The following is a 26,167-nucleotide window of genomic DNA, read 5'->3' on the forward strand; positions in this document are numbered from 1 at the left end:
CTGTCATCACAGCCCCGGCAACTGCTCCATGGGCCAACGCGCCTGCACGCTGATGCTCAAATCTTCCTTCTGCCCTGCCTGCAAACGCTGACAGCCCGCAAAGGCGATCATTGCGCCGTTATCGGTACAGAACTCGGGCCTTGCGTAGTAAACATTACCGCGCAAGTCGCCGAGCATGCTTTCCAGCGAAGCCCGCAGCGCCTTATTCGCGCTGACGCCGCCCGCAATGACCAGACTCTTGAGGCCGGTCTGTTTGAGCGCACGCTTGCACTTGATGGTCAAAGTCTCCACTACCGCCTGCTGGAACGCCAGAGCGATGTCGCAGCGGGTTTGCTCGCTGTCGTCTCCAGCGCCCTGACATTGCTGCCAGGTATTGAGCGCAGAAGTTTTCAACCCGCTGAAACTGAATTCCAGCCCGGGACGATCAGTCATCGGCCGGGGAAAGACAAAGCGCCCCGCCACACCCTGCATCGCCGCTTTGGAAATCTCCGGGCCGCCTGGGTACTGCATGCCCATCATTTTGGCGGTCTTGTCGAACGCCTCGCCTGCTGCATCGTCCAGCGTCTCGCCCAGCAGTTCGTACTGACCGATGCCATCGACGCGTACCAGTTGCGTGTGCCCACCGGACACCAGCAACGCGACGAACGGGAACTGCGGCGGGTTTTCTTCCAGCATCGGGGCCAGCAAATGGCCTTCCATGTGGTGAACGCCCAACGCCGGGATATCCCAGGCGAATGCCAGCGCCTGAGCGCACGAGGCGCCGACCAGCAATGCACCTACCAGACCCGGTCCGGCCGTGTAGGCAATGGCGTCGATGTCAGTGGCCACGCAGTCCGCCTCGGCCAGTGTCTGGCGAATCAGCGGCAGCATGCGCTTGACGTGATCGCGCGAAGCCAGCTCCGGCACTACACCGCCATAGGCACGATGCAGGTCGATCTGGCTGAATAATGCGTCCGCGAGCAAACCGCGTTCGCTGTCGTACAACGCGACACCGGTTTCGTCGCAGGAGGTTTCTAATCCCAGTACTAGCATGGGGTTGCGCCTTGTAGGGGGCAGATTTGAAGGCGCGCATAATAGTCGTCGACCGAGGTGCCGACCAGCGGTTTTCGATCAGAGGCTTTGCATTCCTCTCAATGAGGGGTTAACATCCGCACCCCTTAAAAACCGACGTACTTTTGTGCAGTGTTTGCACTAAGCGTTGACCCCGGTAATGAATGAAGGTAGCTCTGGATGCCAGCCGTCAAAGTTAAAGAGAACGAACCCTTCGACGTAGCTCTGCGTCGTTTCAAGCGCTCCTGCGAAAAAGCCGGTGTTCTGGCTGAAGTTCGTAGCCGCGAATTTTACGAGAAGCCGACTTCGGAGCGTAAGCGCAAGGCAGCAGCTGCTGTCAAACGCCACGCCAAGAAAGTCCAGCGCGAACAGCGCCGCGCCGTTCGTCTGTATTAATTTACAGACCTTCGTCGCAAGCTTCTGCCGACAGCCCGGCCAACCAGCCGGGCTGTCGGCAGTTCCAGCTTCGCTTTTTTGCGTTAACTGGATTGCGCGTTAGCTAGATTGATTGAGCCCGTCCAGGCCGCCGATGCGACTCAGACATTCAATCAAGCACGTCCAGCCTGTTCACAGGCTACATCGGCCATGCCCACTCGGGCAGCAGACCGGTCGATGATAAGACGAGTATGCCTTGATGACTTCGCAAGAAGCTCAGCCAAGGCAGCGTCTTCCGTGCACCCAGGCTATGTATCCGGGTTTTGTCACCCTCAGGTGGACACCCAGCGTGAAGCCTTATGACCTGCCCGCAGGCTCAAGTTTATTCCCCTTTCAGGCCCACACCGCCCATCGGATGCAAAGACGTGCCCGTTGATTGCCCACGTCTTCAAAAAGACGGCTGACAGGCTGACGGAACGCTCGTAGAGTCTCCCGATACTTTTGCACCACGCTTGAATGATGAGAACGCCATGGCCGGGCTGATTCCCCAGAGCTTTATCGACGACCTTCTGAACCGCACCGACATTGTCGATGTAGTCAGTTCGCGCGTGCAGCTCAAGAAAGCCGGGAAAAACTACACAGCCTGCTGCCCGTTCCACAAAGAGAAAACACCCTCTTTCAGCGTCAGCCCGGACAAACAGTTCTATTACTGCTTCGGTTGCGGCGCTGGCGGCAACGCGCTCGGCTTCATCATGGATCACGACAATCTGGATTTCCCCCAGGCTGTCGAAGACCTCGCCAAAGCAGCAGGCATGGAAGTGCCTCGCGAACAGGGCATAAAAGGCCAGAAGCCCCGCCAGCCAACCGATTCCCCGCTCTACCCGCTGCTGACCGCCGCCGCCGAGTTCTATCGCCAGGCGCTGAAAAGCCATCCATCGCGCAAGGCAGCGGTGGATTACCTCAAAGGCCGCGGGCTGTCCGGTGAAATCGCCAGAGACTTTGGTCTGGGCTTTGCTCCGCCAGGCTGGGACAACCTGTACAAGCACCTGAGCAGCGACTCACTGCAGCAAAAGGTCATGATCGATGCCGGTCTGCTGATCGAGAACGCCGAAACCGGCAAACGCTATGATCGCTTCCGTGACCGGGTGATGTTTCCGATACGCGACTCGCGCGGACGCGTCATCGCCTTTGGCGGGCGCGTGCTGGGTGATGACAAGCCCAAGTACCTGAACTCGCCGGAAACACCGGTTTTCCACAAGGGCCAGGAGCTGTACGGGCTGTTCGAAGCCCGCAAATTCAATCGCAACCTCGACGAAATCATCGTCGTTGAAGGCTACATGGACGTCATCGCCCTGGCGCAGCAAGGTTTGCGCAATGCCGTGGCCACGCTGGGTACCGCGACCAGCGAAGAGCATTTGAAACGACTGTTCCGGGTCGTGCCCAACGTGCTGTTCTGCTTCGACGGCGATCAGGCCGGGCGCAATGCCGCGTGGCGGGCACTGGAAGCCACCCTGTCGAACCTGCAGGACGGGCGTCGGGCGCGCTTTTTGTTTCTTCCCGAGGGCGAAGACCCGGACACGCTGGTGCGCTCCGAAGGCACCGACGCGTTCAAGGCACGCATCAATCAGCACGCCCAGCCACTGGCCGATTATTTTTTCGAGCAACTGACCAAAGAGTCTGACCCACGCTCGCTGGAGGGCAAGGCGCACATGGCCACCCTCGCGGCGCCACTCATCGATAAAGTGCCTGGGGCGAACCTGCGCATTCTGATGCGCCAACGCCTGACCGAAATTACCGGGCTTACCGGCGAGGCCGTCAGTCAGTTGGTACAGAGCGCGCCGGTGGATGCGCCACCGAGCTACGACCCCTATGTCGATTACGACGCCATGCCTGACTTTGCCGATTACCAGCCTCAAGGCGGTTATGAGCCACAGCAGGAATGGACGCCAAAGAAAACCGGCGGTCAGAATCAAAAAAAATGGGACAACAAATCCTGGGGCAAAAAAGGTAAGCGTCAGGACTTCGAACCTCGAACGCCGCGTGTACCGACCGCTGTCGAGCCACCCATGCAGGCCGCACTGAGAACCTTGCTGCATCACCCTGAACTGGCCGAAAAGGTCGAAAATGCCAGCCATTTCGCTGCAGAAGACCAATCTAACGCGCAACTGCTGGTCGCCCTTATCGAAGCCAGGCAAAAGAATCCCAACCTGCGGTCGTTACAGTTGATAGCGAGGTGGCACGGGACTGAACAGGGCCGTTTGCTGCGCGCTCTGGCAGAAAAGGAATGGCTGATTGAGGCCGACAACCTTGAACAACAGTTTTTCGACACTATAACTAGCTTATCCGCTCGCCAACGCGAGCGCAGTCTGGAACATCTGATCAGCAAGGCTCGTCAAACCGAGTTGAGCGCAGAAGAGAAAATTCAGCTTAGGGAACTGCTAAATCGCAATGTTCCCGCACAAACCCCGACCTCAACTGGCGCGTGAGGTCATAGCTCGGGTATAATCCTCGGCTTGTTTTTTGCCCGCCAAGACCTTCAGTGGATAGGGTGTTATGTCCGGAAAAGCGCAACAGCAATCTCGTATCAAAGAGTTGATCACCCTGGGTCGTGAGCAGAAGTATCTGACTTACGCAGAGGTCAACGACCACTTGCCTGAGGATATTTCAGATCCCGAGCAGGTGGAAGACATCATCCGCATGATCAACGACATGGGGATCCCGGTACACGAGAGTGCTCCGGATGCGGACGCCTTGATGCTGGCCGACGCCGATACCGACGAGGCAGCCGCAGAAGAAGCGGCTGCAGCGTTGGCAGCGGTCGAGACCGACATCGGGCGTACCACCGATCCCGTTCGTATGTACATGCGTGAAATGGGTACCGTTGAACTTCTGACCCGTGAAGGCGAAATCGAAATCGCCAAACGTATCGAAGAAGGCATCCGTGAAGTGATGGGCGCAATTGCGCACTTCCCTGGCACGGTTGACCATATTCTTTCCGAATACACACGTGTCACCAGTGAAGGCGGTCGCCTCTCCGATGTTCTGAGCGGCTATATCGACCCGGACGACGGCATTGCGCCGCCTGCCGAAGTACCTCCGCCTGTCGATCCCAAAGCCGTCAAGGCCGAAGGCACCGATGACGACGAGGAAGAATCGGCAGACGCCAGCGACGACGAAGACGAAGTCGAAAGCGGTCCCGATCCGGTCATCGCCCAGCAGCGCTTCGGTGCGGTTTCCGATCAAATGGAAATCACCCGCAAGGCGCTGAAGAAATTCGGTCGCGACGACAAGCATGCCATTGCCGAAATGGTTGCACTTGCCGAACTGTTCATGCCGATCAAACTGGTTCCAAAGCAGTTTGAAGGTCTGGTAGAGCGTGTGCGGGGTGCCCTTGAGCGTCTTCGTGCTCAGGAACGCGCCATCATGCAGCTTTGTGTACGTGATGCACGTATGCCGCGCGCCGACTTCCTTCGCCAGTTCCCGGGCAACGAAGTTGACGAAAGCTGGACTGACGCACTGGCCAAGGGCAAGAGCAAATACGCCGAAGCCATTGGTCGTCTGCAGCCTGACATCCAGCGTTGCCAGCAGAAGCTGTCGGCATTGGAAGAAGAAACCGGCCTGAAAATAGCCGAGATCAAGGACATCAACCGTCGCATGTCGATCGGTGAGGCCAAGGCCCGCCGCGCGAAGAAAGAGATGGTTGAAGCGAACTTGCGTCTGGTTATCTCCATCGCCAAGAAGTACACCAACCGTGGTCTGCAATTCCTCGATCTGATCCAGGAAGGCAACATCGGCTTGATGAAGGCTGTGGACAAGTTCGAATACCGTCGTGGCTACAAATTCTCGACCTATGCCACCTGGTGGATCCGTCAGGCGATCACTCGCTCGATTGCCGACCAGGCCCGCACCATCCGTATTCCGGTGCACATGATCGAGACGATCAACAAGCTCAACCGTATTTCCCGGCAGATGCTGCAGGAAATGGGTCGCGAACCGACCCCGGAAGAGTTGGGCGAACGCATGGAAATGCCTGAGGATAAAATCCGCAAGGTATTGAAGATCGCAAAAGAGCCGATCTCCATGGAAACCCCGATCGGAGACGACGAAGATTCGCATCTGGGTGACTTCATCGAAGACTCGACCATGCAGTCGCCAATCGATGTCGCCACTGTTGAAAGCCTGAAAGAAGCGACACGCGAAGTGCTGTCGGGCCTTACCGCCCGTGAAGCAAAAGTTCTGCGCATGCGTTTCGGCATCGACATGAATACCGATCACACGCTTGAAGAGGTCGGTAAGCAGTTTGACGTTACCCGCGAGCGGATTCGTCAGATAGAAGCCAAGGCACTGCGCAAGCTGCGTCACCCGACAAGAAGCGAGCACCTGCGCTCGTTCCTCGACGAGTAATCGTACCAGCGAGTCAACAAAACCCCCGGCCTGCCGGGGGTTTTGCGTTTCCGGGAAAAAGAAATCCGGATTTGCAGGTCCAGTCGTCAATTGATCAAATCAAACAGAGGTCAGACGTCGGTCTAATTGCAGGCCATGGCGAATTGACCTACAACTATGTATCACACAGGACACAAGCGCTTGCCAGTCGAGCCTTGGCCAGTGATTGTTACAAATTCACGCCACAACAATATCAGCGATAGTCAGACACGGACGTAAGCCGCATATGCGTGAAGTAATAATCGACACCAGTGACCGGGAAGCGTCGTGCCTGTCCGAGGGAAAATTCGCCTCGGTCTTCGCTCAGTGCCCGGATGCCATGATTATCGCAAGCCTTGCCGACGGGCATATCATGGATGCCAACGCGGCATTCGTTGAACGGACCGGCCTCACCCTTGACGAAGTGATTGGGAAAACGCCCACCCAACTGGATTTGTGGGCAGTGCCAGGTATAGGCCCAAAAGTTTTGCAGCAACTGCAGACAGGCAACATTCATAACCTGGAGATCCCCTTTCGGCGCAAGAACGGCGAAACCTTTTCCGGGCTCATGTCCGCCCAGCCTTTCGACCAGAGCTCGACGCAAGCCGTACTGGTGATAGTGCGTGATATCACCCAGCGCAAGCAGGCCCAGCAGCAACTTCAACTTTCCGAAGAAAAATTCGCCAAGGCGTTTCATGCCTCGCCTGACGGGCTGGCTATCACCCGCCAACAGGACGGAATGCTTTTAGAGGTGAACGAAGGTTTCTGCCGCATCACGGGGTATAGCGAAGCGTACTGCCTTGAACACTCGACATTCGACCTGGGTGTCTGGGTGGATCTGGGCGACCGCTCCAGGCTCATTGAGCAACTGAAGCGGCACGGCTCCGTCCGGGACTTCAGGGCCCGGCTTCGTAATGTTGATGGCAGTATCAGACTGTGCGAACTGTCCTCGCACCCGATCGTCATCGCAGGCGACGACTGCCTGCTGACGATTGCACGGGATATAACCGAAAGCAGACAAATGCAGGAAAAACTGCACTTGGCTGCAACGGTGTTCGAGAGCACAGCCGAGGGCGTGCTCATTACCGACACCAACCAGCGCATCAATGCCGTCAACCGTGCCTTCACTGAGATTACCGGCTACATCGAGAGCGAAGCCATCGGCCAGACACCTCGCCTGCTCGCCTCAGGCCAGCATGACAGCGCGTTCTATGCCTCAATGTGGCATCAACTTGCAGCCGATGGCCACTGGCAGGGCGAGATCAGCAACCGACGCAAGAACGGCGAGCTCTACCCAAGCTGGCTGACGATCAATGCAGTGCGCAACAAAGCCAACCTCACCACCCATTTCGTCGCCGTTTTCGCTGACATCTCCAGCCTCAAACACGCCCAGGCGCGTCTCGACTACCAGGCCCACCACGACCCGCTCACCGGCCTGCCCAACCGAACCCTGTTCGAGAGTCGCCTTCAATCGGCATTACTGCACAGCGAAGAATCCGGCAGCCTTGGCGCAGTGCTGTTCCTCGATCTGGACCGCTTCAAACACATCAACGACAGCCTGGGCCATCCGGTCGGCGATCTGCTGCTCAAGGGCATCGCACACCGGCTCAAGGAGACCCTGCGCGATGTCGACACGGTCGCGCGCCTTGGTGGTGACGAGTTCATCGTTCTGTTACCTGGCCTGCTGCAGCCCAGCGACGCACAAGCCATCGCCAACAAACTGCTGGCCTGCTTCAACACGCCTTTTGAAGCTGGCGAACATGAGCTCTACATCAGCCCGAGCATTGGCAGCTGTGTTTTCCCGACTGACGGCACCGACGTAGCAACACTGGTCAAAAACGCAGACGCCGCCATGTACCGCTCCAAGGCCAAGGGCCGCAATCGGGTCGAAAGCTACACCTGCGACCTGACCACACAGGCCAGCGAGCGTATTGCCCTTGAACAGGAATTGAGAAGAGCGCTGGACCGCAATCAGCTGTCCCTGGCCTACCAGCCCAAAATCAGCCTTCTGACTCACACGCTGATAGGCGCAGAAGCGCTGATCCGCTGGAACCACCCGACCTTCGGCGACGTGCCACCCGAACATTTCATACCGCTGGCCGAAGAAAACGGCATGATCCTGCAAATCGGCGAATGGGTGCTGGAGCAGGCCTGCCAACAAATGGGCAAATGGCGCAAAACCTGTCAGCCGTTCGGCCCAGTGTCAGTCAACCTTGCAGGCGCTCAACTGCGCCAGACGAACCTTGTCGAACAACTACTGGCCGACAACGGCCTGGAGCCAGGCTGCCTGCAACTGGAAATCACCGAAAACTTCATCATGAGCCAGACCCAGGAAGCGCTGGCAGTGCTGCACAAACTGAAGAAACTCGGTGTGCAACTGGTGAACCGCCCCGGGTTTCTCGGAGACCCTTTTGTTTGAGTCATGCCACCTGGGCAGACTCGGTGAGTTGCTGATAATAGATTGCTTCTGCTTCGACCGGTGGAATATGACCGATTGGCTCCAGCAGGCGGCGGTGATTGAACCAGTCCACCCATTTCAGGGTTTCCAGCTCCACCGCCCCCCGTGTGGGCCAAGAGCGTCGATGAATCACTTCAGCCTTGTAAAGACCATTGATGGTCTCAGCCAAAGCATTGTCGTAAGAGTCACCGACACTCCCGACCGATGGCTCAATACCGGCTTCGACAAGACGCTCGGTATAGCGAATGGACACGTACTGCACGCCACGGTCACTGTGGTGAATGAGTCCACCCTGCTTGACTGGGCGACGGGCGTAAAGGGCTTGCTCCAGTGCATCGAGTACAAAATCGGTACGCGCTGAACTGGACACCTTCCAACCGACGATGAATCGGGCAAAGACATCAATGATGAAGGCCACGTAAACAAAACCCTGCCAGGTACTGACGTAGGTAAAGTCCGATACCCATAGGGCGTTCGGGCACTCAGCCACAAACTGACGGTTGACATGATCCTGCGGGCACGGCCTGGCTTGGTCGCTGACCGTCGTCTTGACGGGCTTGCCGCGTACCACGCCTTGCAGGCCCAGCTCTCCCATCAGACGTTGCACCGTACAGCGGGCGACTTGCAGTCCGTCACGCAGCAATTGTCGCCAGACCTTGCGCACGCCATATACCTGGAAGTGCTCATCCCAGACTCGCTGGATGTGCTCACCCAGTTCCTGGTCACGCTGCGCACGCGCTGACTGCTGGCTGGGGTCAGCCTGCTGAGCAGCGTACCGGTAGTACGTCGACGGGGCGATTGGCAACACCTTGCAAATCGGCTCGACCCCGTAAGACTGGCGGTTTTCATCAATAAACGTCTTCATCGTTTGAATGGGCGGTCGAGCTCCGCCTGGGCAAAATAGGCTGAGGCCTTACGCAAGATCTCGTTAGCTTGACGCAACTGACGGTTCTCACGCTCCAAGAGCTTGACTCGCTCACGTTCGACTGTGCTCAGCCCATCACGCTGGCCGCTGTTGCGCTCAGATTGGCGAACCCACAGCCGTAATGTCTCGGGCGTGCAGCCGATCTTGGGGGCAATGGCACTGATGGTGGCCCACTGCGACTCGTACTCAGGAAGGTGTTCGAAAACCATCCTGATGGCCCGCTCACGGACCTCTGGGGAATACTTCGGTAGTTTTTTCATCGCTCCATCCTCTCAAAGGTTGGAGTCTCCGAGAAACCCGGGGCGGTTCACTGGCCATCGACGACTTCGGTACCGGCTACTCCTCCCTGAGCTACCTCAAACGCCTGCCCTTGGACATCCTCAAAATCGACCAGTCCTTCGTTCGCGGCCTACCCGAAGACACCCACGACGCCGCCATCGTCCGCGCCATCATCGCCCTTGGGCGCAGCATGCAACTGACCGTTATAGCCGAAGGCGTGGAGAACAGTGAACAGCAGCAATTCCTGACCCGCGAGGGCTGCGAACAGATCCAGGGCTACATCATCAGCCTGCCCCTTCAACCCGAAGAATTCAGCGCGAGATTTCTTCTTATGAATCTTTCGGACGTTTCGGATAGCACAGCCGCGAAACCGCCGTTATAATCCGCGGCCTACTGAGGGCCCATAGCTCAGTTGGTTAGAGCAGAGGACTCATAATCCTTTGGTCCACGGTTCGAGTCCGTGTGGGCCCACCATACTCAAAGCCGCGCATTGCGCGGCTTTCGCGTTTCTGGGTGGTTCTCCACTAATACAGTCCTATGGTCCAAAGGTACAAAATCGGTACAGTACTGGTGCGCCAGTACACCTTTGGAGTCCTTTCAGATGGCAACATTAGTCAAAACTCCTTCCGGCACCTGGAAGGCTTTGATCCGCAAAACTGGCTGGCCAACTGTGGCTAAAACCTTCCGCACCAAACGCGATGCGGAGGACTGGTCACGTCGCACCGAAGACGAAATGGTCAGAGGTGTGTATATCCAGCGTAGCGGCTCCGAGCGCATGACGTTGGAGGCAGCCCTCAAGCGATACTTGAGTGACATCACCCCCACCAAGAAGCCCACCACCCAGCGTGGCGAAACCTCGAAGGCCAAGAAGCTCATCGAGCATCTGGGCAAATATTCATTGGCCGCCCTATCCGCTGAAATCATCGCAGGGTATCGCGACAAGCGCCTGAATGAAAAAGGGCGCGCTGGTACTACCAGCAACAACACTGTTCGCCTGGAGCTGGCTTTACTGAGCCATCTATTCACCGTTGCAATTCAAGAGTGGGGCTGGGCCTCGCATTCAATCCGGTCCTGAACATCCGCAAGCCGAGCCCGGGAGAAGGCCGGAATCGTCGGCTATCACATGACGAGGAGCGCCGGTTACTGATCGCCATGAATAAGCACAGCAACCCCATGCTCGGCTGGATCGTTGGTATCGCTCTAGAGACAGGTATGCGGTCTGCAGAGATCAGTTCGCTACGTAAATCCCAAGTTGATCTGGAGCGTCGTATCGTGAAGCTTGTGGATACGAAGAACGACGCACAACGCACTGTGCCTTTGAGCAAGCGAGCGACAGCACTCTTCCAATCGGCCATGGAAAATCCAGCTCGACCGAGTGAATGCAATCTGGTGTTCTTCGGTGAACCCGGCAAGGATACAAAGCGTCGCCCTTATGCCTTTACCAAAACGTGGAGGTTGCTCGTTAAAAAGCTTGAGTTGCCAGACTTCAGATTTCACGACCTAAGGCACGAGGCCGTGAGCCGCCTCGTTGAAGGAGGCCTCTCTGACCAAGAGGTTTCCAGTATTAGCGGCCACAAATCAATGCAGATGTTGAAACGATACACGCACCTACGGTCAGAGGACTTGGTGGAAAAACTGGACGCTATGGCTATTAGGAAAAAAAATTTAGCGACTAAAAAGCGCGTCGCGTCCATTTAACCTTCTTAGTTAATTCCAAAGCAACGTTTAGCTAAAGTTATAAATATTAATATCAAGTGGTAAATAAATTTCTCTAGAACTAACAAAATCCCCCTTGGGGTTTCCGAATTTAGCCGACTTCCTAAATACAGGAGTTTTCGTTAAAAAGTTCACGCCGCCGGATTTCATGGTTTAAGGTACTGGGTGGTGAGCCCCCTCGTTGACGGCGGCCTTTCTGACCTTGAGGTTTCCAGTGTAGAAACCACAAATCAGTGCGGATACTGAAGCGGTACACGCATCTCAGATCAGAGAACCTGGCCGCAAAGCTAGCAGCCATTTCCATTAGGAACAAAATTTTAGCCGCTAAAATTTACGTCACACCACCCCAACTAGCTTAGCTAAAGTTATAGATGCCAAGATAATTTTAAAGAAAAGCTTCCAATACCAGTGGAAGTTGTCATAGGATATTTGAAGCTAACCGAACGAGACTTAAAATATGACAACCGAAGAGTCAATACGCGCGCTTTTTTCTGGGGCCCCGCTCTTGTCTATTGATCAGCTGGCGGAGGTACTTCATCGAAGCAAGGACGGTCTACGGATTAGCTTGAGCGGTGATAACGAGGTCTCTAGAAAATTCCTACCTTGCAAAGTGAAGATTGGACGAAGAATTTATTTTCGTACTGCTGATGTAGCCAAAGCCATCGATCAGGGCTAGCGGTATGTCTATAACTTTGCTCGTGGAAAGACAAAGCCAATCAAGAGGCTTTACGATGATACCCAACCACATAATCAATGATGAAAATCTAAGCCTCAAGGCGAAGGGACTAATCTCAGCATTGCTTTCTTTACCGCCAGGTTATGAACACCTAAGCGTTGAACGCCTGGCAGTCAAGTATAAAACAGGGACTACCGCAATCAGGTCCGGGATAAAGGAGTTACAGCACGCTGGGTACTTGAAAGTAGAGCAAAAATACGATACACGCGGCCATTATGCTGGGTACGAATGGCGGCTGAGGGATCAGCCCGAAAACTCTAAAGTGACCGAAATTAGCCAAGATCTCCCGTATATGGAAAACCCACATTCGGGCGACCCGATTTCGGATAACCCTAGACCTATAAATACTTACAAAACAAAAAAACCAAAAACAAAAAATACTACTACAACCCAGCCCCCTATCCTTGGCGAGGTCCAGCAGGAACTGCGACTGACCGCTCCGATGCTTACGGAAACCAGTGAGCAAGTTTTCAAAGCACTGGGGCAGGTAGATCCACTTGATCGACAACGCATGCTCGACGAGTTATGTGCAGCGATAAAGTCAGGGGCAATCAAGACTACGCCGATCCGCTGGTTTCATGGCGCGCTCAAGCGGTACCGAGAAGGGGCCTTCAATTTTACAGCGCTGACGTCACAGGACGTTCAGGAGAACAGTCCTGCTAAATCAGTTAGTACGGCGCGCGACAGCCCCCCAAGTGTCAATGCAAGCAAGCGCTCTGACGTAGGCTTGGAGTATCTAGGCAAATTAAAAAAACTACGCGTAGCCCAAACTCGTCGCCCTAATGCGACGTGACAGATGAGGGGCCTCGCTCGGAGCAAGGCCAATAAGGCGACCAGAGAAACGCAATGAAATCACTAAGCCTCAGAATCGCAGAGCGTGTAATTCAAAGCGCAAAACCAGAAAGTTCTTTGGCGCACCGCGCGGTAATGATCATACATAGATCAGAGATAGAGGATGCAGTTCAGCGAGGATGCTCACTGCTGAGCATTTGGAAAACACTCAGCGAAGAGGGAGTAATCAATTTCGGTTACCAAGCATTTCGCCGATATGCTCGCGTACTCATAAATGCGGATAACAAGACGCACTAAACAGACCAAACAAGCTATCAGCAACCAGACTTTTTTCGTTGCTACAGCGATCAATACCGCTTTTCACGTTCATCTGCCGAACAATTCCGTTGTTCTACCGATTAGTTTCCTTTTGTGCGGCAAAACAATGCTGTAGTTCGCTCGGAGAAATGGACACTGTTTGGCTAAACAACGGTGATTTCGAGGGCAAGACAGGTGAAGTTAGCCAACCGACAAGTCGGTTAGCCAATTCCACTATCGCGTATTCGCGCCTGCGGCACTCAATGCTGTCTTGCTCTGCGAGGCAGGTCGCTTCCGCGACGTTATGAACACCAGAAGGAGGTTAAAAATGAGTCCTCACAAACAGCAGGAACACACACGAAAATACGGAAAGCATCTGCGAGTGCCGGTCCTACCTGACGAAGAGCAGACGATTAAAGAGAACGCAGCAAATGTTGGTCTGACAGTGGCGGAATATCTACGCCGCTTGAGCCTCGGATACGAGGTCAAGAGCACGCTGGATTCCACCTATGTATTGCAAATCGTAAAGATTAACGCTGACCAAGGCAGATTAGGTGGATTGCTAAAGCTGTGGTTAACAGATGACCCCAAGCTGGCTGTCTGTGGTGGCAATTGGACGCCCGCAGTCGTACGCGCACTTTTAAAGCGGATTGAGACCAACCAGGACGAAATGCTCCGACTGGTACAGGCGCTGAAATTTTAGCGGCTAAAAAATTCCGCTCACCCTACCCTTTGGAGTCCAAATGAAAATTCCCGAAACCCCACGATGGATTAGTTTGCTTATCGCTGCGGCCATACCTCACCTCGCAATGGCAGGCGTTCCGGTATTCGACGGCGCGAACACCAGCCAAACAACCATTAGCGCAATTCAGAACGTAGCGGCAGTAGCCAAACAGATTGAACAGTACAAAATTCAGCTTCAGCAATATCAAACCATGCTGCAGAACACAGCTGCGCCGGCGGCCTACATCTGGAGTGAGGCTGACCAGACGATTTCAAAGCTACTCGCGGCTCAGGACACACTCAGCTACTACAAAAATCAAGCTGGGAGCTTAGAGCAGTACCTTTCGCGTTATCAGGATGCGGCTCACTACGCTAAAGCACCCTGCATCGGTATGGACACGTGTATGACTCAAGACCAACAAGCAATTGCCGACTCGCAGAGCGATGCCACCACCGCCAGAAAAAAGGCAAATGACGCCCTTCTAACAAGCGTCTCGCGTCAGCAAGAAACCTTGCAATCCGATGCCCAAGCTCTTGCAGGTATACAGCGTGCTGCGAGTGGCGCTACAGGTCAGATGCAGGCTATTCAATCAGCAAACCAGTTTGCCAGCGCACAAACCAGTCAGCTTTTACAAATTCGCAGCCTGCTAATTGCACAGCAAAACGCGCTCGCAACAAACGCACAGGTGGAGGCTGATCGTGACGCTCAGAAGCTTGCTGCGGATCGAAAAGCTCTCAGCGGCCGCAATAGCCAAAGCGCAGACAGGCAGTGGTGACGATATGAATGCTTTCATTCGGCGAACCACGTGGCTTGTCCTCATCGCGTTACTGACCAGTGGTTGCGGAGCCGCTGATGACAGCATGCCCTCTGGTTGCGGAGCGCCACAAACAGAGCAGGCGTCGTCTAAAACGAACAACCAGGAAGCGTGTGTCCTGGGGCATAAAAACACCCAAAGCTCAGACAGGAAATGGTGACTCTATGAAAAGGCTACTACCAATCCACCTGCTGCTCATCGCGCTAGCATTCAGCAGTACGGCTCAAGCAGCGGGTCTGGACAGCGGCGACATGCTCAACAAAATTCTGGATAACTTCTCGACGGTCGCAGTGACTTGGAAAGACGAGATCACAGAGCGCGCCTCATGGCTGTTTTGGGGGTTAGCATCCATAAGCATCGTTTGGACTTATGGCCTGATGATCCTGCGTAACGCCGACATCCAAGCCTTCTTCGTCGAGACCATTCGATTCTTCGTAACCTTGGGATTCTTTTGGTGGTTACTAATCAATGGACCAGCTATATCCTTGTCCATCATCGACACCATGCGAGATATCAGCGCAAACGCTTCTGGACTTGGAAGCGGCCTTTCTCCGTCGAGCATCGTGGACATAGGATTCAACATTCTCACCAAGGTCAGCGAGTCAGCCTCGCTGCTATACCCGGTAGTCACCGCCCTGATGCTCGCGGCAGCTATCGTAGTGTTGGTAATCCTTGCACTGATCGCGGTGAACATGCTTCTGCTGCTCATCTCGGCATGGTTGCTGGCCTACGCCGGGATCTTCCTTCTAGGGTTTGGCGGTAGCCAATGGACCTCCGACATAGCGATTAACTACTACAAAACTGTACTTGGCGTCGGTATCCAGCTTTTCACAATGACTTTTCTGATCGGTGTAGGAAGATCATTTTTGGACCAATACTACCAGGCCTTTTCAGTTGGGACGCCTGATCTGAATAGCCTATGCGTACTCCTGGTCGCATCCGTGGTATTGCTCACTCTGGTCAATAAGCTACCCCCAATGCTTGCCGGCATAATCAGCTCTGGAGGGCAGACCTCAGGCATCGGTAGTTTCGGCGCTGGAGCTGCGATAGGAGCAGCAACTATGGCTGCTTCTACCGTATCTTCGGCAGCGAGCACCGCGTTGGCGGGAGCCAACGAGATAGCTGGAGGCACTTCAGCACTCACGGCTGCCTTTAAAGCTGCCGAAGCCCACATGGACAGCGGCTCCACTGACACAGGTAGCTTTGAATACAGTTCCGGCAGCGAGGAGCACACCATGAGTGGTTCGGGACAATCGGCTTTTGGGCAAGCCATGGGCAATGGACAGAACACAGACTATGCTTCGAGGGTGGCCCGGACTGGAAGGTTGGCAGCAAGTGCCGGGGCGCTCATCGCTGAACAAGTGGGCCAGAGCATAAGCAGTCGAGCCAGTGCGGCGGCAGCAGATACGGCGGGCGGCAGGGTCGCGGCTTCGATCAATGAGAATCGCAAACCGTCACATTCCGACAAGACCGAGAGGTTCAACGGTGATAGCGTGAGTGGATCCGATGAGTTTGCAGACTTCATCAACAGAGATCCTACTCCGGATTAAATATCACGGAGGCCACCGCGACTGAGCTGCGGCGGGTATCTATGTCATTTAGACTCGGGAGCAAAGCATGGAAAAGCTGACGCCTACTACCGAACCACGATTCGTAGACCATCACAACGGCCTCATCGATCCTCCGCCCATCTTCGTCACGCGCACGACCCTCCGAGCGATCCTCAACAAACATGGAGCAAAAATATCGGGTCTTGGCATGTCTTCAAAGCCCGACGAACTGATGCCCTCCAATACAACAATGGATGAGCTGCCGTCCGGAACAAATAGATAGTTATTCGCGGCGAAGGAGCTGCCCAAACGGGGCCCACTTTACCTAACGGCATAAGCTAAGCGCGGTCCGAGGCGGCTTCGCAACCCTCATTTTTTCGCTAGAATCACAGGAACACCCAATATCAATCTGGCGAAGGCGAATGAACAGAGGCTTTTTATCATCAGTGGTCAACACTAAGGCCTACATGGGTGTTGCCGCTGATGCAGAATTGACCCATCTGCCGAAATTTCGCTGACCCAAGCCTCTACTTCGTGAAGCGTTTGCAGGTCTGACTTAATGCTGAATGCTTATGGGCAACACCAAGTCGGCAGCTGGGTAAATTCTGCATCAGCTATAACACCCAAAATCAATATCTACCACGGACCAGAGCACCTAAGAATAACCAAAGCGCGTAACGGGAATACGTTTTTACTCGTACGTAGTCCCTTTGTTAGCCTGGTTGCTGTCAAAGCACTGGACAGGAACGGATAACCTACGCGCTGGCAAGTCGTACTACCATGCAATTCGGCTCCGAAAATTGCCGATAATGGATATCATTTTGATATTATCGGCGAAGACAGCGGCACTCCTCATGCCCCAGTCACTACCTCCGAACGGGACCCCACCCGCTTCCTGCGCACCTAGGTTGTAGAACCGCCGGTACCACGGTATACACCTACGACAGTCAGGCCGGGAAACCGGCCGGCAAGTCATTCCTCGCTGACATGACCATTTAGCTATTGAATACCCTCTACCAGAAGGATCTGTGCATGACCTTGCCTTGCTCTCGTATCAGCCGGTTCGCCTTGTCGGTGTGGTCGATCTGGATAGCCGCCGCCACTTTCCAGGCCGAACCGTGATTTCGCTGAGCGGCCTACTCTCTTTTAGACCGGTTAAGACTTTTGGACTCTTGCAATTCATCTATCGCGTGGATTATGACATTGAATAATTTTACAAGGTTTTTTGCTGTACTAATAACTTTAGCTTTTGTAAGCGAAGAGTCTGCCCAAGCTCGGACCTATAAATTTTGGTGGGAAGGATACATCCCTCCAGTTATATTCCAAACTCCGGAACAGGGCTGTGAATATATATACTATGTTGAGCTTCCGGGGATTTCCTCGGCTTATCGTCCGGAAAAGAGTTTTTATGATCCCTACTATAAATCTAAGCGTTTTCAATGTGGCTCTGATTTGAATCAAGGATATTTTGGATCTGTAGACTATGGGGAAGTGACATGTGATAATTCGGAGGTTCTAGACTTTCCTAGGGAATCTCCGAACAAGTCCCGGTTATGCGAAAATCGCCTGACCACCTGATCCGAGCCTCCCATGAGCCAGATGAGCTTTTCCGATTTCGAATATGCCAGCAAGCGCAAGCAGACACGCCGCGAACGCTTCCTCGCCGAGATGGATCAGGTCGTCCCCTGGACAGGTCTGCTGGGCCTGATCGAACCGTTCTACCCCAAGGCCGGCGGTGGCAGAAAACCTTATCCGCTGGAAACCATGCTGCGCATTCACCTGCTGCAGAACTGGTTCTCCCTGAGTGATCCGGCCATGGAAGAAGCGCTCTACGAAATCACCCCCATGCGCCAGTTTGCACGCCTGACGTTGAGTGCGCCGATACCGGAAGACACCACGATCATGAACTTCCGGCACCTGCTGGAGAAACATCAACTGGCTCCTGCAATCCTCGCGGTCATCAACGGTTATTTGCAGGAAAAAGGCCTGTCGCTGCGCCAGGGCACCATCGTCGATGCCACCATTATTCATGCCCCAAGCTCGACCAAGAACAAAGACGGCGAGCGTGATCCCGAGATGCATCAGACAAAGAAGGGTAACCAGTATTTCTTCGGTATGAAGGCCCACATCGGCGCTGACGTTGAGTCTGGACTGGTTCATCACGTCCATGGCACTGCGGCCAATGTGGCCGATGTCACTCAAGTCGCCGAACTGCTCCACGGGGAAGAAAACGCGGTCTATGCGGACGCTGGCTACACCGGTGTCGAGAAGCGTGAAGAGCACGAAAATCGTAACGTGATCTGGCAAATCGCGGCGCGGCGCAGCACGTATTCCAAGCTGAACAAACGCAGCCTGTTGTACAAAGCCAAGCGCAAGATCGAGTACTGCAAAGCGCAGACACGCGCCAAGGTCGAGCATCCGTTTCGGGTCATCAAGCGCCAGTTTGGTTACGTGAAAGTACGCTTTCGTGGGCTGATGAAAAACACGGCCCAACTGACCACGCTGTTCGCCCTGTCGAACCTGTGGATGGCTCGAAAGCGACTAATGGGTTTGGGTGAGTTGCGCGCTTAACACGGAAAACCGAGCGAAAAACGCGCTCGACTCACACTGCATCAGACCGTTTTCAGAAAAATAGCGCTATGTGCCTGGCAAATTACGGCTTGCCACCGCTGCGCGGCAAGTTGATCGGAGCATCCCTAGGGCTTTCATACTTATAAGAGCGCACCATCTCGACACTCCCGTTTGACTTAGCTACACGAGATAGCATGCCACTTGAATTATAAGTGTAGTTTACCATGAGGTCTTTGCTTTTCATGCTTAACAACTGGTGCCTAGAGTCTTCCTCTAGTTCAACAATATTTTCATACTCGTCTGATAACTGTATTCTAGTACTCGAACTACCAACTACGTAATTCAGAGTCACATTTCCGCCGTCAGGGTTGGAAATCTTTATTAATTTCCCAATGGCGGAGTAAAAATATGTTGAGCGGTCTACAGAATTATAGATCCATTGGCTATTGACTCCGTCATAGCTCAATTTTCCGATATCTGAAACGGAGGTATAAACGCCTGACTTTTCTGTATAAGCTGATGCTCCGGAATCTCCTTTTATCACAACCACAGAGCCGCTAGCGAAATCCAGGCGTGAGGAAAAATTATGGACCCAGGCCCCATTCAAGCTATTATAAGTACGAAAAACTTTTATGCTATGGGCCCCGCCAGCTGTAAAGTCAATCTCCTGTTGCATTTTGTTTCCGGAAATAACATTTACTGGGTTACCTACAAAAACATCCGGCGTGCTTGTTGGTACATCACAAGTAGAAATTTCAGTTGTACGCCCAAGGGCACCAATTCGCTTACACTGCATGCTAGGGATGCTCCGATCAACTTGCCGCGCAGCGGTGGCAAGCCGTAATTTGCCAGGCACATAGCGCTATTTTTCTGAAAACGGTCTGATGCAGTGTGAGTCGAGCGCGTTTTTCGCTCGGTTTTCCGTGTTAAGCGCGCAACTCACCCAAACCCATTAGTCGCTTTCGAGCCATCCACAGGTTCGACAGGGCGAACAGCGTGGTCAGTTGGGCCGTGTTTTTCATCAGCCCACGAAAGCGTACTTTCACGTAACCAAACTGGCGCTTGATGACCCGAAACGGATGCTCGACCTTGGCGCGTGTCTGCGCTTTGCAGTACTCGATCTTGCGCTTGGCTTTGTACAACAGGCTGCGTTTGTTCAGCTTGGAATACGTGCTGCGCCGCGCCGCGATTTGCCAGATCACGTTACGATTTTCGTGCTCTTCACGCTTCTCGACACCGGTGTAGCCAGCGTCCGCATAGACCGCGTTTTCTTCCCCGTGGAGCAGTTCGGCGACTTGAGTGACATCGGCCACATTGGCCGCAGTGCCATGGACGTGATGAACCAGTCCAGACTCAACGTCAGCGCCGATGTGGGCCTTCATACCGAAGAAATACTGGTTACCCTTCTTTGTCTGATGCATCTCGGGATCACGCTCGCCGTCTTTGTTCTTGGTCGAGCTTGGGGCATGAATAATGGTGGCATCGACGATGGTGCCCTGGCGCAGCGACAGGCCTTTTTCCTGCAAATAACCGTTGATGACCGCGAGGATTGCAGGAGCCAGTTGATGTTTCTCCAGCAGGTGCCGGAAGTTCATGATCGTGGTGTCTTCCGGTATCGGCGCACTCAACGTCAGGCGTGCAAACTGGCGCATGGGGGTGATTTCGTAGAGCGCTTCTTCCATGGCCGGATCACTCAGGGAGAACCAGTTCTGCAGCAGGTGAATGCGCAGCATGGTTTCCAGCGGATAAGGTTTTCTGCCACCGCCGGCCTTGGGGTAGAACGGTTCGATCAGGCCCAGCAGACCTGTCCAGGGGACGACCTGATCCATCTCGGCGAGGAAGCGTTCGCGGCGTGTCTGCTTGCGCTTGCTGGCATATTCGAAATCGGAAAAGCTCATCTGGCTCATGGGAGGCTCGGATCAGGTGGTCAGGCGATTTTCGCATAACCGGGACTTGTTCGGAGATTCCCTAGCTCTGATAAGTTCCTAACAGGGATACTTAATGAACGAGGAATCGTTTATGCCAGTTGGGAGTACGACAGCCTTGGTCGTGCCGTTTCCTCAAAGCATGCAAATGAATCTCAGAAAACTGAGATTACCTACGGAACAGGTTATTCTACGGTTATAAACTCTTTAGGACGCAAGTCGATTTATCATTACGAGGTTATTGGAGGCATACAGAAGATTACATCTATTGAAGGAGAGCCTACGCCTAATTGCCCCTACAGCAACTCCACCTATACCTACAACGATCGCGGCCTCGTACTAACTAAAACCGATGCCAAAGGCTTGATCACCACTTATGAGTACAACGACAGGGGCTTTGAAATCAGCCGCACCGAGGCCAGTGGTACTATGTTAGCACGCACCACTACAACGGAATGGGACCCTGATCGTTTTCTGCCTATCAGGGTAATTGAACCCAATCGAGTTACCGTGTATAGCTATGACAATCAAGGACGTGAGCTCACTCGGCGGAGCACATCCCGATGAGCACTCCCTATTTCAAGGATCTGAGCATGACCGTTTCTTTCTTGCGCAAAGCCACTGTGGGAATTGCCTGCACCTGGCTGGCATTCTCTGTGCAAGCAAGCACCATCAGTCGCACTTATACAGCCCTTGAGCAGCTCGCAAGTATCGTTGGTGCGCGTACTGATGTGGATGACGTCACTCGTTACGCATACGACGCTCAAATTGGAAAAGGCATTTCATGAAAAGTAAAAAGATTTTTTTCAAGACTTTTTTAGTCTTTATTGCTCAAGCTATATACTTGTCGCCTGTTCGTGCAGACGTTTATAAAACTTGGAGGACGGACGGCAACCTTCCTGACGCTTATTTTGAAACGCCAGAGCAGATGTGCGAAACACTATATGAGTCGTGGCCGCATATGACACAGTTCTATAAACCCGAAAATAATCGATATATATCTCAGTTCTATTACGCATGTGGTTTTAACTCTTCTTATCCAACTACGTTTGGCGATGGGGTGTTGATTACACTAAACTGTCCTGAGGGAGAGAGACCAAATCCACGGTACAGTGCTTGTACAAAGGAGTCTGCTAAAGGGCGCGATGATCACTCTATGAGTTGCTCGAGCCCATCAACTCTAGCAGGGAATCCTATCAATTTCACATATGGAAATAAGATTCAAGATGAAACTGACTTTGAATCGAAAACCATGAGGATTTCGCGTTTCTATAATAGCTCGGACAGTCTTTGGAGACATAATTTTTCTACCTACCTTTTCTTTTCGGATCGATCTGCGGTTATGGTAAGATCGGACGGTAAAGAAAATCTATTTTCGCCGAGTACTGAAAATTACATTTCCAAAACTGATGTCGGAATTCTAAAAAAGGAAAACGATTCGTGGCGATATGACGGCTTAAATCATGAGGTATTATTTTTTTCAGCTTCGGGTGATCTGACTCAAGTTAATGATCCGCAAGGGGTTGTATATAAGTTGGTTTACAGTAAGCGAGGTACAGGGCGTGAGATAGTTGTAAACAATAACTATGGCGAGTCTGTTGTCTTGGTGGAAGGCGCGCGACGTAGGATTAAATCAGTAAAGACAACTACGCAAGATATTACTTTCGTATATGATAATAATCAAAATTTGACCGAGCGGCAACTGACTTCTAACGGTAGTGTCTCTATCAGAAAGTACCACTGCGAAGACTCTTTCAGCCGTAATCTACTTACAGGGATTACAGATGAGCGAGGTGTTCGCTTTGCCACTTGGGCTTATGACAGGGCAGGCAGGGCTATTTCCAGTCAGCATGCAGGTAATGCGGGTGCGGTCAAGATATCTTATACATCTGACTTATCCAGTGTCGTAACAAATGAGCTTGGTAAAGATACAACATATAGGTACGAAATTATTTCCGGCGTGAAGCGATTAGTCGAAGTTAAAGGTGAACCTACCCCCGACTGCCCAGCTACCAACTCCTCCTACACCTATAACGACCGCGGCCTCGTACTGACCAAAACCGATGCCAAAGGCTTGGTTACCACTTATGAGTACAACGACAGGGGCCTGGAAATCAGCCGCACCGAGGCCAGCGGTACTAGCTTGGCACGCACCACTACAACGGAATGGGACCCTGATCGTTTTCTGCCAATCAGGGTAATTGAACCCAATCGCGTGACTGTGTATAGCTATGACAATCAAGGACGCGAGCTCACTCGGCAGAGCACATCCCGATGAGCACTCCCTATTTCAAGGATCTGAGCATGACCGTTTCTTTCTTGCGTAAAACTGCAGTAGGTATTGCCTGCGCTTGGCTGGCATGTTCTGCCCAGGCCGGCACGATCAGCCGGACCTATACTGCCTTGGGGCAGGTTGCGAGTGTGGATGGCGCGCGTACTGACGTGGATGATGTTACTCGGTATGCATACGACGCCCAAGGCAACCTTACAACGGTGACCAACGCGCTGGGTCAGGTCTACACGCTTGCCAGTTTCGACAGCTACGGCAATCCGCAAAGTGTCACTGACCCAAACGGGGTGGTGACGACCCTCAGCTACACCCCTCAAGGCTGGCTTGCCAGTCTGACTGTTGATTCGTCGACTACCCAGTATGGGTACAACGAAGTCGGTGATTTGCTGCAAGTGACCACGGCTGATGGAAACTGGGTCAAGTACAGCTATGACGATGCCCGCAGGCTTATCGGGGTGCGCAATCGGCTTGGTGAAAGCATCAATTACACTCTCGACCCAATGGGTAATCGGACGGCGGAACAGACCAAAGACACCAATGGAGCCGTGGTCCATCTTCAGCGACGTGTGTTCGATGAGTTAGGTCGTCTGATCCGGGTTGTGGGTGCTGGTGATCAGACGCAACGTTATGGCTATGACCTGAACGACAATCAGTCGAGCTATACCACTCCGCGTAACAACAAAACGCAGCAAGCGTTCGACGCTCTGAATCGGGTCAGCAAGATCGTCAATGCTCTGCAGGGCGTGACGGCCTTGGGCTACAACTCTGACGACAAAGTCACCAAGGTAGTCGACCCACGTGGCGTGACGACGCTGTATACCTACGACAGTTTAGGCAACCGCATCAGCAGCAAAAGCACGGACGGCGGTACCAGCACTTATGCCTACGACGAGGCCAACAATCTCATTCGCAGCACTGATGCACGTGGGGTTGTGACCGAGTATGCCTACGACGCGCTCAATCGTCTGACCAGTAAAAGCTATCCGGCCACACCGGCGCTCAATATCAAGTTTCTCTATGATCAGACTGCTGATGGCAATCTTGGAATTGGCCACCTCACCGGCCTACAGGACAGTGCCGGGGTTCTGACGTATACCTACGACGCCAAGGGCAATCTGGTCAGGCAGTATCGCTCGGTTGGCGTTAACAGCGGCGACTATTATGAAACACTGAATTACGGGTATGACGCCGCCCGTAATCTGGTGCAGATCGGCTATCCATCGAATATCAACCTGACCTACACGCGTAACAGCGCGGCACAGGTCACGGGCATCAAACTGGCCATCGGCAACAAGACAGCAACGCTGGCCAGCAACATCTCTTACCAGCCTTTTGGTCCAGTCAATTCTCTTACCTGGGGCAACGGTATCCTGCTGTCGAGAACCTATGACCAGGACTATCAACTGACCCAGCAGCAAGTCGGCAACTGGCAAACAACTTATCGGTACGACGCTGACAGTAATATCGCCGAGACAGCCACCAGTCTGTGGGGTGCGGTGCAGTATGAATATGATGCACTGGGCCGTTTGACTCAGGAGCAAACCAACAGCATCAAGAAGGCTTACAGCTTCGACGCCACTGGCAACAGAACTCAGCGTACCACTACCAGCCTGACCACAAGTGATGCCACGCAGACTCAGTCTTTAACCTATGCCAGCGACAGCAACCGGCTAACCAGCGTCAATGGCTCCACACTGCCTGTGGACGCTGCGGGTAACCACACGCAGATCAATGGCCGCCGATTCACCTACGACAGCCAAGGCCGTCTGAGCGAGGTTTATCAGGCAAACATCTACAAAATTGCCGACTACAAATACAACGCACTAGGCCAGCGAATCATCAAACGCTCTTACGTCATGGGTAGTCAGGCGTTGGCGGGCACAACCACCTACCTGTATGACCCAAGCGGCAAGCTGATCGGCCAAACGTTCTATGACGGAAATGGCCAGAAAACCAGTGGCCAATACTGGTTCTGGCTGGACAACATGCCGCTGGCACAGCTGACGGCGAACTTCTCTGCGCTGGGTGAAGTGAGCAGCAGCAAACTGATTTACCTTCATGTCGATCACCTGAACACACCGAGACTGGCGACAGACAGTTCCCAGGCACTGCTGTGGCGTTGGAACAGCGATGCGTATGGTGTAGGCGCGCCTGAAGAGGATGTGGATGGCGACGGCAAAGCCACGGCCATAGCACTAAGGTTTCCAGGACAGATCTACGATGCGCAAACGCAGCTGAGCTATAACTATCATCGGGATTACAACCCGGACACCGGGCGGTATGTGCAGAGTGATCCGATTGGGCTAGGGGGTGGACGTAATACTTACGCGTACGTTAACGCCAACCCTATGTCGTATATTGATCCTATGGGATTAGCAGCAATTGCATTGCCAACCTGGTTTGATAGCATTCCAGATATTCTACCCCAAGTTGGGAGAGGTGTCGGCTTAGGCTTAGGTGCCGGGGCGTCATGCTTACTTTACTCACCTTCCCTGGGTAATGGAGAGTGTCCTGCGGGAGGGTGTTACCATAATGAAAGTGTTGATAGTCCAGTACCTGATGCGATTCCAGGTGACAAAACTAGAGGGCCTAGTGATATATGGATCAAGCCTGAAGGAGACATGGATACAGCAAATAATGACTTCGATGATATGAATCCCTCTGACGTTAAAGATATACCAAACGGTAGAGCAGGAACATTACCAGACGGTCGAAAAATTGTTGTGCGCCCTGATAGTTCTGACGGCCGACCTACATTGGAGATTCAGAACGGACGTGACCGAGTAAAGGTGAGATATGGTCGATAAACTCGAAAACTATATAGACTGGATAATACCTGACATCGAAATTGGTCGGTGTGCTCTGCGTTTTTTTTCACGAACTGAGACGGAACTAAAAATAATATTGCTTGCTGGAAATGATCAGATTTTTGAGATAGAGTTAATATTTGAGTTAAAAGACATTGTCGGCTTTAAACTTGCTAATGATAGTTATAGCTGGAGGTCTGATAGCGCGCGAACGACGAGAAGAACCGACTACTCACTATTTAAGGTTGAAAATTCGAAATATATCGAATGGTTCAAGGCTGAAACTTATGGCGTTGGTGATCTTGACGGAGTAATTCACTTTTCTCTACTTCTAGCAGACGAAAGTCTAGATATAGTTTCGTTCAACAGCCCAGAAATTAAGGTAGTGGACTAAATATGAGGAGCGTTGATTACGCTCCTTTCAAAGTGTTTTACG

The 26,167-nt window shown here is 53.2% G+C and carries 18 protein-coding genes, 1 tRNA gene, 4 pseudogenes and 1 other annotated feature; of the genes and pseudogenes, 19 read left to right on the forward strand and 4 right to left on the reverse strand.

Annotated features, from left to right (window positions below):
- Positions 1–6: 6 nt before the first annotated feature.
- Complete coding sequence (gene tsaD, locus AC4ANE_RS24605; protein WP_002551878.1) at positions 7–1,032, reverse strand: tRNA (adenosine(37)-N6)-threonylcarbamoyltransferase complex transferase subunit TsaD; 1,026 nt, start codon at positions 1,030–1,032, stop codon at positions 7–9.
- 198 nt (positions 1,033–1,230) lie between these two features.
- Between tsaD and rpsU the strand changes: the two genes are divergently transcribed.
- The 4 genes and pseudogenes from rpsU to AC4ANE_RS24625 all read left to right on the forward strand — a co-directional run.
- Positions 1,231–1,446: a 30S ribosomal protein S21 gene (gene rpsU, locus AC4ANE_RS24610; RefSeq protein ID WP_002551877.1), complete on the forward strand. Its 216-nt coding sequence runs from the start codon at positions 1,231–1,233 to the stop codon at positions 1,444–1,446.
- A gap of 509 nt (positions 1,447–1,955) precedes the next feature.
- Complete coding sequence (dnaG, locus tag AC4ANE_RS24615) at positions 1,956–3,911, forward strand: DNA primase (protein ID WP_031597121.1); 1,956 nt, start codon at positions 1,956–1,958, stop codon at positions 3,909–3,911.
- Positions 3,912–3,978: 67 nt separating this feature from the next.
- Positions 3,979–5,829 (forward strand): RNA polymerase sigma factor RpoD, encoded by a 1,851-nt coding sequence (rpoD, locus tag AC4ANE_RS24620; protein WP_002551876.1) that lies wholly within the window; start codon positions 3,979–3,981, stop codon positions 5,827–5,829.
- A 277-nt stretch (positions 5,830–6,106) separates the two neighbouring features.
- Positions 6,107–8,227 (forward strand): annotated as a pseudogene (locus tag AC4ANE_RS24625) (PAS domain S-box protein); the annotation flags it as partial.
- A 40-nt stretch (positions 8,228–8,267) separates the two neighbouring features.
- On the opposite strand, the gene AC4ANE_RS24630 reads toward AC4ANE_RS24625, so the two are convergent.
- A protein-coding gene (locus AC4ANE_RS24630) for an IS3-like element IS51 family transposase (protein ID WP_095178853.1) occupies positions 8,268–9,490 on the reverse strand; the annotation gives its coding sequence in 2 pieces (ribosomal slippage) (positions 8,268–9,205 and positions 9,205–9,490; 1,224 coding nt in all).
- Positions 9,096–9,212, reverse strand: a sequence feature (AL1L pseudoknot). It overlaps the preceding gene by 117 nt.
- Here AC4ANE_RS24630 and AC4ANE_RS24635 point away from each other — a divergent pair.
- The 11 genes and pseudogenes from AC4ANE_RS24635 to AC4ANE_RS24685 form a co-directional block, all read left to right on the forward strand.
- A pseudogene (locus tag AC4ANE_RS24635) lies at positions 9,463–9,891 on the forward strand (EAL domain-containing protein); the annotation flags it as partial. The gene AC4ANE_RS24630 and the pseudogene AC4ANE_RS24635 sit on opposite strands and share 28 nt — an antisense overlap.
- A 15-nt stretch (positions 9,892–9,906) precedes the next feature.
- Positions 9,907–9,983: transfer RNA gene (locus AC4ANE_RS24640), tRNA-Ile, on the forward strand.
- Positions 9,984–10,110: 127 nt separating this feature from the next.
- Positions 10,111–11,207: pseudogene (locus tag AC4ANE_RS24645) on the forward strand (integrase).
- Positions 11,208–11,682: 475 nt separating this feature from the next.
- Positions 11,683–11,901 carry a MerR family transcriptional regulator gene (locus AC4ANE_RS24650; RefSeq protein ID WP_003433273.1) on the forward strand — a complete coding sequence of 73 codons (219 nt, stop codon included), beginning with the start codon at positions 11,683–11,685 and terminating at the stop codon, positions 11,899–11,901.
- Between the two features lie 55 nt (positions 11,902–11,956).
- Positions 11,957–12,754, forward strand: a complete 798-nt coding sequence (locus tag AC4ANE_RS24655; RefSeq protein ID WP_460408562.1) for a helix-turn-helix domain-containing protein — start codon at positions 11,957–11,959, stop codon at positions 12,752–12,754.
- Positions 12,755–12,807: 53 nt separating this feature from the next.
- A complete protein-coding gene (locus AC4ANE_RS24660) occupies positions 12,808–13,050 on the forward strand; it encodes a TraK family protein (protein ID WP_080053433.1) in 243 nt (80 codons plus the stop codon).
- 328 nt (positions 13,051–13,378) lie between these two features.
- On the forward strand, positions 13,379–13,753 hold the full coding sequence (gene traJ, locus AC4ANE_RS24665) for a conjugal transfer transcriptional regulator TraJ (protein WP_031597115.1): 375 nt from the start codon (positions 13,379–13,381) through the stop codon (positions 13,751–13,753).
- Between the two features lie 40 nt (positions 13,754–13,793).
- Complete coding sequence (gene trbJ / locus AC4ANE_RS24670; protein ID WP_002556080.1) at positions 13,794–14,549, forward strand: P-type conjugative transfer protein TrbJ; 756 nt, start codon at positions 13,794–13,796, stop codon at positions 14,547–14,549.
- Between the two features lie 203 nt (positions 14,550–14,752).
- Positions 14,753–16,138 carry a P-type conjugative transfer protein TrbL gene (gene trbL / locus AC4ANE_RS24675; protein ID WP_054082399.1) on the forward strand — a complete coding sequence of 462 codons (1,386 nt, stop codon included), beginning with the start codon at positions 14,753–14,755 and terminating at the stop codon, positions 16,136–16,138.
- A gap of 67 nt (positions 16,139–16,205) precedes the next feature.
- A complete protein-coding gene (locus AC4ANE_RS24680) occupies positions 16,206–16,421 on the forward strand; it encodes a hypothetical protein (RefSeq protein ID WP_080719071.1) in 216 nt (71 codons plus the stop codon).
- A 1,307-nt stretch (positions 16,422–17,728) separates the two neighbouring features.
- A complete protein-coding gene (locus AC4ANE_RS24685) occupies positions 17,729–18,709 on the forward strand; it encodes an IS5 family transposase (RefSeq protein ID WP_044424202.1) in 981 nt (326 codons plus the stop codon).
- 82 nt (positions 18,710–18,791) lie between these two features.
- Here AC4ANE_RS24685 and AC4ANE_RS24690 read toward each other — a convergent pair whose 3' ends face one another.
- Both AC4ANE_RS24690 and AC4ANE_RS24695 read right to left on the reverse strand, forming a co-directional pair.
- Entirely contained in the window at positions 18,792–19,505 is a 714-nt protein-coding gene (locus tag AC4ANE_RS24690; protein ID WP_460408563.1) for a DUF6531 domain-containing protein, read from the reverse strand.
- Positions 19,506–19,635: 130 nt separating this feature from the next.
- Positions 19,636–20,616: an IS5 family transposase gene (locus tag AC4ANE_RS24695; RefSeq protein ID WP_044424202.1), complete on the reverse strand. Its 981-nt coding sequence runs from the start codon at positions 20,614–20,616 to the stop codon at positions 19,636–19,638.
- A gap of 581 nt (positions 20,617–21,197) precedes the next feature.
- On the opposite strand from AC4ANE_RS24695, the pseudogene AC4ANE_RS24700 reads away from it, so the two are divergent.
- The 4 genes and pseudogenes from AC4ANE_RS24700 to AC4ANE_RS24715 form a co-directional block, all read left to right on the forward strand.
- Positions 21,198–21,401: pseudogene (locus AC4ANE_RS24700) on the forward strand (hypothetical protein); the annotation flags it as partial.
- A gap of 17 nt (positions 21,402–21,418) precedes the next feature.
- A complete protein-coding gene (locus tag AC4ANE_RS24705) occupies positions 21,419–22,912 on the forward strand; it encodes an RHS repeat domain-containing protein (protein WP_460408564.1) in 1,494 nt (497 codons plus the stop codon).
- Positions 22,909–25,731, forward strand: coding sequence for an RHS repeat-associated core domain-containing protein (locus AC4ANE_RS24710; RefSeq protein WP_031598243.1), 2,823 nt, complete (start codon positions 22,909–22,911; stop codon positions 25,729–25,731). The genes AC4ANE_RS24705 and AC4ANE_RS24710 overlap by 4 nt, the downstream gene beginning before the upstream one ends.
- Complete coding sequence (locus tag AC4ANE_RS24715; RefSeq protein WP_031598244.1) at positions 25,721–26,125, forward strand: hypothetical protein; 405 nt, start codon at positions 25,721–25,723, stop codon at positions 26,123–26,125. Before AC4ANE_RS24710 ends, AC4ANE_RS24715 begins: the two co-directional genes overlap by 11 nt.
- Positions 26,126–26,167 lie beyond the last annotated feature (42 nt).

The organism is Pseudomonas sp. Pme6b, assembly GCF_058129925.1.